The sequence below is a fragment of the Cellulosimicrobium sp. JZ28 genome (assembly GCF_015327065.1).
GTDB lineage: Bacteria > Actinomycetota > Actinomycetes > Actinomycetales > Cellulomonadaceae > Cellulosimicrobium > Cellulosimicrobium funkei.
The window spans coordinates 929,975-942,602 of sequence record NZ_CP017660.1; the positions used below are offsets into that span (position 1 = coordinate 929,975).

General features: G+C 74.1%; 11 protein-coding genes. 6 read left to right on the forward strand and 5 right to left on the reverse strand.

Going from position 1 to position 12,628, the window contains the following annotated elements; all coding sequences use genetic code 11:
• Positions 1-143 precede the first annotated feature (143 nt).
• From exaC to BJP59_RS04160, 4 genes are all read left to right on the forward strand, one after another.
• Positions 144-1,667, forward strand: a complete 1,524-nt coding sequence (gene exaC / locus BJP59_RS04145; RefSeq protein ID WP_194522266.1) for an acetaldehyde dehydrogenase ExaC — start codon at positions 144-146, stop codon at positions 1,665-1,667.
• A 162-nt stretch (positions 1,668-1,829) separates the two neighbouring features.
• Entirely contained in the window at positions 1,830-2,318 is a 489-nt protein-coding gene (locus BJP59_RS04150; protein ID WP_194522267.1) for a DUF779 domain-containing protein, read from the forward strand.
• Between the two features lie 81 nt (positions 2,319-2,399).
• Positions 2,400-2,684, forward strand: coding sequence for a DUF6412 domain-containing protein (locus BJP59_RS04155; RefSeq protein WP_034653680.1), 285 nt, complete (start codon positions 2,400-2,402; stop codon positions 2,682-2,684).
• 115 nt (positions 2,685-2,799) lie between these two features.
• The gene (locus BJP59_RS04160; protein ID WP_194522268.1) at positions 2,800-3,591 is read left to right on the forward strand and encodes a YidC/Oxa1 family membrane protein insertase; all 792 of its coding nucleotides are present in this window, start codon (positions 2,800-2,802) and stop codon (positions 3,589-3,591) included.
• Positions 3,592-3,734: 143 nt separating this feature from the next.
• On the opposite strand, the gene BJP59_RS04165 is transcribed toward BJP59_RS04160, so the two are convergent.
• Complete coding sequence (locus tag BJP59_RS04165; RefSeq protein WP_194522269.1) at positions 3,735-4,100, reverse strand: DoxX family protein; 366 nt, start codon at positions 4,098-4,100, stop codon at positions 3,735-3,737.
• A 154-nt stretch (positions 4,101-4,254) separates the two neighbouring features.
• Between BJP59_RS04165 and BJP59_RS04170 the strand changes: the two genes are divergently transcribed.
• Positions 4,255-4,692 carry a winged helix-turn-helix transcriptional regulator gene (locus BJP59_RS04170; protein ID WP_081600010.1) on the forward strand — a complete coding sequence of 146 codons (438 nt, stop codon included), beginning with the start codon at positions 4,255-4,257 and terminating at the stop codon, positions 4,690-4,692.
• Between the two features lie 48 nt (positions 4,693-4,740).
• Here the strand turns inward: BJP59_RS04170 and BJP59_RS04175 are convergent, their stop codons facing one another.
• From BJP59_RS04175 to aceA, 3 genes are all read right to left on the reverse strand, one after another.
• Positions 4,741-5,604 carry a hypothetical protein gene (locus BJP59_RS04175; protein WP_194522270.1) on the reverse strand — a complete coding sequence of 288 codons (864 nt, stop codon included), beginning with the start codon at positions 5,602-5,604 and terminating at the stop codon, positions 4,741-4,743.
• A 176-nt stretch (positions 5,605-5,780) separates the two neighbouring features.
• A complete protein-coding gene (gene aceB / locus BJP59_RS04180) occupies positions 5,781-7,496 on the reverse strand; it encodes a malate synthase A (RefSeq protein ID WP_194522271.1) in 1,716 nt (571 codons plus the stop codon).
• Between the two features lie 132 nt (positions 7,497-7,628).
• Entirely contained in the window at positions 7,629-9,071 is a 1,443-nt protein-coding gene (gene aceA / locus BJP59_RS04185; RefSeq protein WP_228485265.1) for an isocitrate lyase, read from the reverse strand.
• A 180-nt stretch (positions 9,072-9,251) separates the two neighbouring features.
• Between aceA and BJP59_RS04190 the strand changes: the two genes are divergently transcribed.
• A complete protein-coding gene (locus BJP59_RS04190) occupies positions 9,252-10,745 on the forward strand; it encodes a helix-turn-helix transcriptional regulator (RefSeq protein WP_194522272.1) in 1,494 nt (497 codons plus the stop codon).
• 114 nt (positions 10,746-10,859) lie between these two features.
• Here BJP59_RS04190 and BJP59_RS04195 read toward each other — a convergent pair whose 3' ends face one another.
• Positions 10,860-12,620, reverse strand: a complete 1,761-nt coding sequence (locus BJP59_RS04195; protein WP_228485266.1) for an alpha/beta hydrolase — start codon at positions 12,618-12,620, stop codon at positions 10,860-10,862.
• Positions 12,621-12,628: the final 8 nt, after the last annotated feature.

Here is a 12,628-nt window from a genome sequence, read left to right on the forward strand (position 1 = left end):
CCCTGCGCCGCTTAGCGTCGGCCGCACGGCGCGACGAGGCGCCGGGCCGCGCACCGCCGTCGGACGCTCCCCGCCCGACGGCGACCTCCCCCAGGGCGCGGCGAGGACCAGCACTGCGAGTCAGCACTGCGAGGAGGCAGACGATGACGGTCTACGCAGCCCCCGGCACGGACGGGGCGATCGCCGAGTACAAGGCCCGGTACGACCACTGGATCGGCGGCGAGTACGTCGCGCCGGCCGGCGGGCAGTACTTCGAGAACCCGAGCCCCGTGACGGGCCGGACCTTCACCGAGGTCGCGCGCGGCACCGCCGACGACATCGAGCGCGCGCTCGACGCCGCGCACGGCGCAGCCCGGTCGTGGGGCCGCACGAGCGCGACCGAGCGCGCCAACGTCCTCAACAAGATCGCCGACCGCATGGAGGAGAACCTCGAGCGGATCGCCGTCGCCGAGTCGTGGGAGAACGGCAAGCCCGTCCGCGAGACGCTCGCCGCCGACATCCCGCTCGCGATCGACCACTTCCGCTACTTCGCGGGCGCGATCCGTGCGCAGGAGGGGTCGATCTCCGAGATCGACGAGGACACCATCGCGTACCACTTCCACGAGCCGCTCGGCGTCGTCGGCCAGATCATCCCGTGGAACTTCCCGATCCTCATGGCCGTGTGGAAGCTCGCCCCGGCGCTCGCGGCGGGCAACTGCGTCGTGCTCAAGCCCGCCGAGCAGACCCCCGCGTCGATCCTCTTCCTCATGGACATCATCGGGGACCTGCTGCCGCCCGGGGTGGTGAACGTCGTCAACGGGTTCGGCGTCGAGGCGGGCAAGCCGCTCGCGTCCAGCCCCCGCATCCGCAAGATCGCGTTCACGGGGGAGACGACGACCGGCCGCCTGATCATGCAGTACGCGAGCCAGAACATCATCCCGGTCACGCTCGAGCTCGGCGGCAAGTCGCCGAACATCTTCTTCTCCGACGTCGCCGACGCGCGCGACGACTTCTACGACAAGGCCCTCGAGGGGTTCACGATGTTCGCCCTCAACCAGGGCGAGGTGTGCACGTGCCCGTCGCGCGCCCTCATCCAGTCGTCGATCTACGACACGTTCCTCGGCGACGCGACCGAGCGCACGAAGGCGGTGCGGCAGGGCAACCCGCTCGACACCGAGACGATGATCGGCGCGCAGGCGTCGAACGACCAGCTCGAGAAGATCCTGTCGTACATCGAGATCGGCAAGGCCGAGGGCGCGAAGGTGCTCACGGGCGGATCGCGCGCCGAGCTCGGCGGCGACCTCGCGGGCGGGTACTACGTGACGCCCACGATCTTCGAGGGCAAGAACTCGATGCGGATCTTCCAGGAGGAGATCTTCGGGCCCGTCGTCGCGGTGACCGACTTCTCCGACTTCGACGACGCCATGACGATCGCCAACGACACCCTGTACGGGCTCGGGGCCGGCGTCTGGTCGCGGTCGGGCAACACCGCCTACCGCGCGGGCCGCACCATCGAGGCCGGGCGCGTGTGGACGAACTGCTACCACGCGTACCCCGCCGCCGCCGCGTTCGGCGGGTACAAGGGCTCCGGCGTCGGGCGCGAGAACCACAAGATGATGCTCGACCACTACCAGCAGACGAAGAACCTCCTCGTCTCCTACTCGGCCCAGAAGCTGGGCTTCTTCTAGACCAACCCCACCAGCCCTGCCCGCCCGACCGACCACGGGCTCGGCTCCCTCCCCCCGGCCGCCGAGCAGGTGGTCCTGGCTCGTCCGGCCGTCCGGACGGACCAGGACCACCTGCTCGCGGCGCCGGGATCGCCTGGTCGGCCTGACACGTGGAGGGTTTTCGTGGTCGACGACGTTTCCTCGGTCCGTCCGGTTGGTGCGCCACCCGCGCTGGTAGCGCTCACCGACGACGCCGCGGCGCTGCTCGCGCGGCTGCGGACGGTCCACGGCGAGCTCATGTTCCACCAGTCCGGCGGGTGCTGCGACGGGTCGTCGCCCATGTGCTACCCGCAGGGCGACTTCCTGCTCGGCGACGCCGACGTGCACCTCGGCGACCTCGTCGTCGACGTGCCCGGTCCCACGGACGGTCCCGGCGCGGACGGCCCCGCCGCGGACGGCCCTACCGGGGCGGACGGCGCGGCGGGCCGGTTCGTCGTGCCCGTCTGGATGAGCCGCGCACAGTTCGAGTACTGGAAGCACACCCACCTGACGATCGACGTCGTGCCCGGCCGCGGCGCCGGGTTCAGCGTGGAGGCGCCCGAGGGCGTGCGTTTCGTCATCCGGTCGCGCCTGCTCACCGACGACGAGTGGGCGGCGCTCGACGTGGCCTAGGCTGACCTCACCGACGGGCTCCACGACGGGCCCGACGGCGGGCCCTACGGGGCCCCGACGGCCCGGAGAGGAGGCGGTGCGATGAACGACCTGCTCGTCGTGGCGCGCGACCTCGCCTCCGCGCTCACGCTCCTGCTCGGCACGTCGACCCTCACGGCCACGCTCTTCCTCCTCGGCGCCACCGCCCTCGTCGCGGCCGTGGCTGCCGTGGCCGCGCGCTGGGGCGCACCCCTCGCGCTCGGTGTGGCGGCTCGCCCCGCGGGCCGCCTGCGCGACACGGTCGACGTCGGTCCCGCCGTCACGCAGAGCGACCCGGACGCCCCGGGTCGTGCCCGACCCCGGGCTCCCGGCCGACTCCTCGGCTGATCACCCGGCCGAGGGACCCCACCCGCACCCGCGTCGCTGCGCGGCGTGCTGCTGCCTGCCCACCGCAGGGTGATCGGCGAACGCGTACCCCGCACGTTCGACCGAGGACACCACCATGAACCTGCTCGACCTCCCGCTCGTCTCCACCGTGCTCGACGCCGCGTACCGCGCGCTGATGGGCCTGTCCGACCTGCTCGAACCCCTCGCGGGCGGCGCCGCGGCCGCGGCGGCCGTCGTCCTGCTGACGCTCGCCGTGCGCGCCCTGCTCGTCCCCGTCGGCGTGTCGCAGGCGAAGGCGGAGCGCGACCGCGCGCGTCTCGCACCGCGGCTCGCCGAGCTCCAGCGTCGGCACCGGAACGACCCCGAGCGGCTGCGGCGCGCAACCGTGGAGCTCTACACCCGCGAGGGCACGACGCCGCTCGCGGGGTGCCTCCCGATGCTGGCCCAGGCGCCCGTGGTCGGGGTGGTCTACGCGCTGTTCCTGCACGCGGAGATCGCCGGCCACAGCAACGCGCTGCTCGGCCACACCCTGTTCGGCGCGCCCCTGGGCTCGAGCCTCGTCGGCGGGCTCGGGGCGGGTGGTGTGCCGACCGTGGTCGTGGCCGGCGTGGTCGTGCTCGCGATCGCCCTCGTCGGCGAGCTCACGCGCCGCGCCTCCCTGCCCGGCGGTCGGCTCGCGCTGCCCCGGACGACGCCCGGTGCCGACACCGGGCCGAGCATGTCCGGTGCGGCGGTGCTCTCCGGCCCGGGCCTGCAGAACGCGCTCGGTGCCCTGCAGTTCGTCACCGCCGTGATCGCCTGCTTCGTGCCCCTCGCCGCGGGCCTGTACCTGCTGGTGACGGTGACGTGGATCCTCGGGCAGCGCCTCGTCCTGCGCCGCCGGTACCCGCTCGTCGCGACGGCGTAGCGGAGGCCGCGGGGCTGTCCAGCGGACCGTCGGCCGCGCGAGAGTGTCGGGGTAGGGCCGACCTGTCGCCCTTGCGCGAGGCCGTCAGCGCGCTCCCCGCAGCCCCGGGGCGGCCTGGGGGCGGGCCGCGGCCCGCCCGCGGGTCACAGCGCCGCGAACCGGCCGACGGCGACGAACACCGCGAGGGCGAGCAGCACCACGTTCGCCGGGACGGCCTTCGCCTCGCCGAGGCGCAGGTGCAGGGGGATCGCGCCGACCTGCGTGAGCGCGAGCCCGACCGCGGCGACGGGGGTGAGCGCCGGCGCGACGCCGAGCGCCCAGGGCAGGATCACTCCGACGGCGCCGGCCACCTCGAGCCACCCGATGGCGCGCACGCCCGCCGCGCGCTCGGGCGTGACCCACCGCATCTGCTCCTGGAGCACGGGGATCGGGCGCAGCGCCTTCATGAGCCCGGCGCCGAGGAAGGCGGCGGCGAGCAGACCGGAGGCGATCCACAGGGCGACGTTCATGCGTGAGTCCTTCGAGAGGAAGCGGCGACGGCCCAGGATGGCCGGTCACTCTTTGTGCCTGGGCACATGATGGGTAACCATGAGCACCGGTACAAAAGGCACACCGGTGTGCGTGAGGCACACGGAGCAGCACCCGGAGAAGACGGAGACACCCATGACGACGACGCCCAGCACGGACGTGCCGGTGGTGCGCGAGCTCGCCGAGCGCCACGGCATCCCGGTCGACCGCGGCTGCGCCGCGGCGGAGGCGACGAGCGAGGTGCGCTCGGTCCTCGACCGGGTGGGCGACAAGTGGAGCGTCCTCATCCTGGGGATGCTCTCCGCCGGCCCGCAGCGCTTCACCGAGCTGCTCCACGGGATCGACGGGATCTCCCAGCGCATGCTCACCCTCAACCTGCGCCAGCTCGAGCGGGACGGCCTCGTGAGCCGCACCGTGCACGCCGTCGTGCCGCCGCGCGTCGACTACGCGCTCACAGGGCTCGGCGAGACGCTGCTGCCGCCCGTGCTCGCGCTGGTCGAATGGGCGCTCGCCCACACGCGCACCATCCGCGAGAACCGAGACGTGTTCGACGCGCGGCGCCCCGCGGGCTGACGGGGCCGTCCTACCCGCGGGGAACCGAGCGGGTCGGACGCAGGGCGGTCAGCCCGCGAGCGGGTCGGCCGCGCGCAGGTACCAGGGCTCGTACCGCTCCAGCGAGAGCGTCCAGAGGCCGGGGGCGCCCGCCGGCACCGCGAGGCACACGTTGCCGGTCACGGTGTCGCCCGAGCCGATGAGGCCCGTGCTCACGAGCGCGTGCGGCACCGCGCCGCACCCGCTCTCGGCGTGGACGCCGTCGTCGCCGACGAACCCGACGTCGACCGCGCCCCACGCGGTCACCTGCGAGCTGGACCCGGTGTAGGTGGCGGTGACGGGCACGATCCAGTACTCGGTGCCGTCCGGAGGCGGGGCGTTGACGTCGTCGTGCGCGAGCACGTCCGCGGTCGCCTCGTACGGCTCCTCGAGGAGGACCTCCCACTCCTCGCCGCCGATCGTGTACCCGTCGAACAGCCACGGGTCGTCGCGCGTGCCCGTGCCCTCCCAGTCGCCCTCGGGCCACTCCTCGTCCGACCAGCCGTCGCCCGGCCACTCGTCGTCGTACGCGTCGTCGGTCGGGGCCGTGACCCACGCGGCGATCCGGGCGCCCGCGTCCGTCGCGACGCCCGCGGCGAACCCCGTCCCGCCGCCGACGACGAGGCACACGACCCCGACGAGCAGCCCGACGGCCGTCCGAGACAGACCACCACGCCCCGGTGCCGCGCGCGGCGGGGCCGGCTGGGGAGCGCCGGGGTACGGCGGCCCTGGGCGCGGTGCGAGGGGCTGCGGGGCGCCCGCGTGCGGAGGGCCGGGGTGCGCTGCGGACGGCGGCGCCGCGTACGGGTTCGGGTGCGCGGCCGGGCCGGGGGAGGAGGACGGCGGGCCGGGAGGGGGCGTCGGCGAGGACGGCGGCGTCACAGGGGTGCTCATGGTGCTCCGGTGTCGTGCGGGCGGGCGCCCGGACGACAGGTGCCACCGTGCGTGGCCGGATGCTCCCACACTGCGGTCCCCGCCGTCGAGGGCGATGGCGCGCGCCCGTGGGCACGCCCTCGGTGCCGCCGCCGGGTGGGCGACGGCACCGAGGCCGTGGAGGGCGGGAGACCGCGCTACGGCTGGTCCACCTCGGAGCCCACGAGGAACTGCGAGTACGCCCCGATGGTGAGGAACGTCGGGAAGTCCTCGGCGAGCGCGACGGCGCGGAACACGTGCGCGGCGTCGTCGATCCGGTTCCCCGGGGTGCGCGGCAGGTCGTCGACGATCTCCGCGAGCAGCGCCTCGACGCGCTCGCGCGTGATCGGCACGCCGTTCTCGGTGCGCGTGCCGGACGCGATCCACTGCCACACCTGCGACCGCGAGATCTCGGCCGTCGCGGCGTCCTCCATGAGGTGGTCGATCGCGGCGGCCCCGACGCCGCGCAGCCACGACTCGAGGTACCGCACCCCGACGGAGACGTTTGAGCGCAGCCCCGCCGCGGTGACGGTCGCCCCGGCCCGGCGGGCCGACCCGATGTCGAGCAGCTCGTGCTGGCCCACCCGGACGTCGTCGCGCTGCCGCGAGACCTGGTTCGGCGCGTCCCCCAGCACCGCGTCGAACTCGGTGCGCGCGACCTCGATGAGGTCGGGGTGCGCGACCCACGTGCCGTCGAACCCGTCCGTCGCCTCCCGGCGCTTGTCCGCGCGCACCTGCTCGAACGCGCGCTCGGTGACGTCCGGCCGACGGCGGTCCGGGATGAACGCGCTCATGCCGCCGATCGCGTGCGCGCCGCGCCGGTGGCACGTCTGCACGAGCAGCTCGGTGTACGCGCGCATGAAGGGCGCGGTCATGGTGACCTGCGCGCGGTCGGGCAGCACGTACGAGTCGCCGCGCGTGCGGAACGCCTTGATCACGGAGAACAGGTAGTCCCAGCGCCCGGCGTTGAGCCCGGCGCAGTGGTCGCGCAGCTCGTGGAGGATCTCCTCCATCTCGAACGCCGCGGGCAGCGTCTCGATGAGCACCGTGGCGCGGATCGTGCCCTGCGGCAGGCCGAGGTACTCCTGGGCGAGCACGAACACGTCGTTCCACAGCCGGGCCTCGCGGTGCCCCTCGAGCTTGGGCAGGTAGAAGTACGGCCCCCGCCCGCGCGCCACGAGCTCGTGCGCGTTGTGGAACAGGTACAGCCCGAAGTCGACGAGCGACGCCGACGCCGAGACGCTCACGCCCGCCCGGTCGACGTACCGCATGTGCTTCTCGATGAGGTGCCACCCGCGCGGGCGGAACACGATCGTGGGGAGGTCGGTCAGCGTGGTCGAGCGCAGGCGGTACTCCTTGCGGTGGTCGCCCGAGCCGGCCGTGTGGGTCAGCGTCCCGCGGATGGCGTCGTGCAGCGCGAGCTGGCCCTCGATCACGTTGCGCCACGTCGGGCTGGAGGCGTCCTCGGCGTCCGCGAGCCACACCTTGGCGCCGGAGTTGAGGGCGTTGATCGTCATCTTCGGGTCGGTCGGGCCGGTGATCTCGACGCGGCGGTCCTCGAGGCCCGGCGCGCCGGCCGAGCCCGCGACGCGCCACGACGGGTCGTCGCGCACGGGCCACGTCGACGGACGGAAGTCGGGGTCGATGCCGTCCGCGACGTCCTGCCGGCGCTGCTGGCGGTCCATGAGGAGCTCGTGGCGGCGTGCCACGAACCGGTCGTGCAGCAGCGTGAGGAAGTCGAGCGCCTCGGGCGTGAGGATCTCGCGGTAGCGCTCGCCGAGCGTGCCGGTGACGCGCAGGGTCCCGGTGACGCGCGTGCCGCTCGAGGGCGCGGGGGTCGACGGGGGAGAGGTGGTCGTGGTCAGCGTGGTCATGGCGTGCTCCGAAGGTCGATGTCGCGAGGTAGAGCTCTGGTAGGCCGAGGTAGGGCCCGGGTCTCGCGAGGTAGAGGCGTGGTCATGACCAGGCCTCTACCTCACGGGACCGCTCCTCTACCTCGCGAGGGCTTAGTGGAACTGGGCGGTCTCGGTGGACCCGGCGAGCGCGAGGGTGGCGGCGTCGGGGTTGAGAGCCGTGGCGACCCGGTCGAAGTAGCCGGTGCCGACCTCCCGCTGGTGGCGGGTGGCGGTGTAGCCGTCGGCCTCGGAGGCGAACTCGGCCTCCTGCAGCTCGACGTAGGCGGACATCGCGCGCTCGTTGTAGCCGCGCGCGAGCTCGAACATGGAGTGCGAGACGGCGTGGAAGCCGGCCAGCGTGATGAACTGGAACGCGTAGCCCATCGCGGCGAGCTCCTTCTGGAAGCTCGCGATCTGGGCGTCGTCGAGGTGCTTCTTCCAGTTGAACGACGGCGAGCAGTTGTAGGCGAGCTTCTTGCCCGGGTGCTGCGCGTGGATCGCCTCGGCGAACGTCCGCGCGAGCTCGAGGTCGGGCTCGCCCGTCTCGACCCAGATGAGGTCGGAGTACGGCGCGTACGCGAGGCCGCGCGCGACGACCGCGTCGAAGCCGGGGCGCACCCGGTAGAAGCCCTCGGACGTGCGCTCGCCGGTGAGGAACGGCTGGTCGCGCTCGTCGACGTCGGACGTGAGGAGGTCCGCGGCGAGCGCGTCCGTGCGGGCGATGACGATCGACGGCACGCCCGCGACGTCGGCCGCGAGACGCGCGGCGTTGAGCGTGCGGATGTGCTGGCTCGTGGGCACGAGCACCTTGCCGCCGAGGTGCCCGCACTTCTTCTCGGACGCGAGCTGGTCCTCCCAGTGCACGCCCGCGGCGCCCGCGGCGATCATCGAGTGCATGAGTTCGTAGGCGTTGAGCGGGCCGCCGAACCCGGCCTCGGCGTCGGCGACGATCGGGGCGAGCCAGTCGCGGTCGGGCCGCTGCCCGTCCGACGCCGCGCGCTCGGCCGCCTCGATCTGGTCGGCGCGCAGGAGCGCGTTGTTGATGCGGCGCACGACGGCGGGCACGGAGTTGGCGGGGTAGAGCGACTGGTCGGGGTACGTCTGGCCGGACAGGTTGGCGTCGGCCGCGACCTGCCACCCGGACAGGTAGATCGCCTTGAGGCCCGCCCGCACCTGCTGCACGGCCTGGTTGCCGGTGAACGCGCCGAGCGCGGCGACCCACTCCTCGGTGTGGATGAGGTCCCACAGCGTCTCGGCGCCGCGGCGGGCGAGCGTGTGCTCCTCGCGCACGGAGCCGCGCAGCGCGACCACGTCCTCGGCGGTGTAGTCGCGCTGCAGGCCGGCCCAGCGCGGGTCGGTCGCCCACTGCTCGGCGAGGTCGGCGGCGCTCTGCGTCTGGTCGCCCGGACGGGCGGACGGGCGCGCGGCGTCGCCGGGGGTCGAGGCCGAGCCGGGGCCGGTGACCGTCGCCGTCGTCGCGACGGCGCCGAGCGGGCGGGCGCCGCCCGCGTACTCGGACGGGGAGCGGCGGCTGACGATGGTGGGCCTGTTCACGGGTGCCTCCTGGTGGTGCGCCGGCTCGCGTGGTGCGGGCCGGCCGGGCCGGTCGGTGGACCTCGGCGAGGTCCGTGCTTCGACCTTCCTCCCGCCTGCAAGCCCTTCTCAAGCCAGATCGGACGAAAGAAACGCGGTTCTTCTCTTGTGCGCAAGGAGTGGCGCGTGTCACTCTCAGTCATGGCTATCCCGACGACGCGACCGGCCGGAATCGCGGAACATGCGGAAATCCCGCTCGAGAGCGAGCCCGACGCCCTGACGATCGGCCGCAGGATCCGGCACCTGCGCACCGCGCGCGGCATGACGCTCGACGAGCTCGGCGCCGCGATCGGCCGCGCGCCGTCGCAGGTGTCGCTCCTCGAGAACGGCAAGCGCGAGCCCAAGTTCGGCCAGCTCCAGGCAGTGGCGCGCGCGCTCGGCGCGAGCCTCGACGACCTGCTCTCGCCGGAGGCGCCGTCGCGCCGGGACGCGCTCGAGATCGAGCTGGAGCGCGCCCAGCGCGGCCCGCTCTTCGACGCGCTCGGGCTGCGGCCCGTGCGGGTGGGCAAGTCGCTGCCCACCGACGCGCTCGAGACCATCGTCGCGCTCGAGCGCGAGCTCCAGCGCCTGCACACCGAGCGCGCCGCGACGCCCGAGGAGGCGCGCCGCGCGAACGCGGAGCTGCGCGCGACCATGCGCGCGCAGGACAACTACTTCCCCGAGCTCGAGGACGCGGCGGCCGGGCTGCTCGACGGCGTCGGGCACGCGGGCGGGCCGATGCCCCAGCGCGTCGCGGCCGACCTCGCCGCCCACCTCGGCTTCACGCTGCACTACGTCGGCGACCTGCCGCACTCCACCCGGTCCGTGCTCGACCTGCGCCACCGCCGCGTGTACCTGCCGAGCAACGGGATGCGCGGGCGGTCCAACGCGACGTCGGCGCTGCTCCAGGCGCTCGCGCCGCACGTGCTCGGGCACGCGGAGCCGCGCGACTACCGCGAGTTCCTCCGCCAGCGCGTCGAGGCCAACTACCTCGCCGCGGCGCTCCTGCTCCCGGAGCGGCACGCGGTCAAGGCACTGCGCGCCGCGAAGGACGCGCGCGAGATCTCCATCGAGGACCTCCGGGACGCGTTCGCGGTGTCGTACGAGACCGCCGCGCACCGGTTCACCAACCTCGCGACGAAGCACCTCGGCATCCCGGTGCACTTCATGAAGGTCCACGAGTCCGGGGTGATCCACAAGGCGTACGAGAACGACGGCGTGCGCTTCCCCGCCGACCCGCTCGGCGCGGTCGAGGGACAGTACGTGTGCCGGAGCTGGACCGCGCGCACCGTCTTCGCGGTCGAGGACCGGCTCAGCCCGTTCAGCCAGTACACGGACACCCCGAGCGGCACCTACTGGTGCACGTCGCGCGTGCAGGCGTCGGCCGACGGCGAGTTCTCCGTGAGCGTCGGCGTCCCGTTCCCGCACGTCAAGTGGTTCCTCGGGCGCGACACGACCGAGCGGCTCGTGTCCCGCTGCCCCGACGGCGCGTGCTGCCGCCGCCCACCCGACGACCTCGCCGACCGCTGGGCGGGCCACGCCTGGCCGAGCGCCCGTCCGCACGCGTCGATGCTCGCCGCCATGCCGACCGGCGCGTTCCCGGGCGTCGACCAGACCGAGGTCTTCTCGTTCCTCGAGGCCCACGCGCCGGGCTAGCCGGCCCGTGCCTGCGCGCGCTCCGCCCGGTGCGCACGGTCCGCGCGAGCCGCGAGCCCCGCGAGCCGCGAGCCGCGAGCCGCGCAAGCCGGGTCGGCGGACGCCGGTCGGCCGTCAGCCGATCGAGCCGCCCTCGACGGGCGCGACCATCGCGTCCTTGAGGCGGGCGGTGTCGGCGTCGGTCCAGCCGTCGGGCGCGTGCAGCGCGGCGAAGCCGTCGGCGTACTCGAGCTGGTAGACGTGCCCGTGGCCGGGCGGGATGTCGGACGCGGCCGCGACGAAGAGGTCCCCCGTGAGCTGCCAGAACGTGACGAACGGGTACCAGCGCACGTCGGTGAGCACGTCGGGCCCGCGCGGCTCGCGGAGCCAGTCGGGCTCGGACCACAGCGTCTCCGGGCCCCACCAGGTGACGCCGTCGGACGCGTGCTGGAGGTACACGACGCGCGGCTCGTCCCAGCGCGGGCCGGGACCCCAGAGGTCGGCGACGCCGGTCGCGACCGGGTCGCCCCAGCGGACCTGGCGGCCGTCGTCCACCACGGGGGCGTACTCGAGCGACCCGGGGTCGCGCGCGTCGGTGAGCTCGCGCCACATCGGCGTGAACCCGGGCGTCCCGGTGAACATCGCGCCGTCGGAGCGCGCCTCGACGTCCTGCACGCCGCTGAACGCGCCCTGCATCCCGAACGACCCGAGCGAGATGCCGAACGCGAGCAGGCGCGGGCGGTCGTCCTCGGGCAGGTCCGACCACCGCGCGTACACCGCCTCGAACAGCGCCTTGCCCGCGGCGGGAGGGGTCGAGCGGTCGCCGACGAAGCTGATCCAGCTCGGCAGGTAGGAGTACTGCATGCTGGCGATCGCGGTGTCCCCGCCGTGCATGAGCTCGAGCGCCTCGACCATGCCGGGGTCCACCCAGCCTGTCCCGGTCGTGGTCGCGACGACGAGGACGGACCGGTCCCACGCGTCCGTCCGGTCGAGCTCGTCGACGACGCGGGCCGCCGTGGCGTCGAGGTCGCCCTCAGGGTCGAGGCCCGCGTACGCGTGGATCGGCTCGCGCACGTCCGCGGGGTCGACGACGTCGCCCGCCGCGGCGAACGCGCGCAGCTCGTCGAGGGTCGGGCCGGAGACCACGAACTTGCGCCCCTCCGCGCCGAGCGAGTCCCAGGGCTCGAGGGAGTCGGGGGAGCCGGACCGCTCGGGGAGCGTCGGGGGCGTGAGCCGGGGGCTGATCTCGGCGTTCGCCGCCGCGTAGACCGAGTTCAGCGCGCTGAGCGTGCCCGACCAGATGACGCCGTTGAACAGCAGGACCACCACGACGGCGACCGCGACGCCGCTGACGAACCGCGCCACGGGAGCGGGCACGACCTTGCCGACGAGGACGCTCAGCCACCGGGCGACGCGGCGCAGGCCGCGGCCCGCCTGGAGCACGAGCAGCGCGACGGCGAGCGCCGCGAGCAGCGTGACGACCTCGCGTCCGGGGACGTCCTCCGACATGCCGAACAGGTGCCGCAGCTCGATCTGGCGCCGCGCCCCGAGGATCAGCGCCAGCGGCACGAGCACGACGGTCGCCCCGGCGAGCACCCACCACGCGACGCGGCTCGCGCGCGCCGTCCACCGGACGCGCAGCCCGACCTTCACGGCGAACCACTCGACGAGCGCGCCGACGGCGTACCCGCCGACGGCGCTCACGCCCGAGATCACGGCCTGGTAGTACCAGGCGCGCGGGATGAGCGACGGCGTGAACGACAGGCAGAACCAGGCGAGCGCGACCACGAGCCCGGTCGCGGAGAACCGCCGGAGCCACCGCCCCCACGCGCCGTGCCGGGGGCGCTCCTCGTCGACGGGCTCGGGGGCGCGGGTCTCCGTCGTGGTGGGCTGCACCTCGCGAT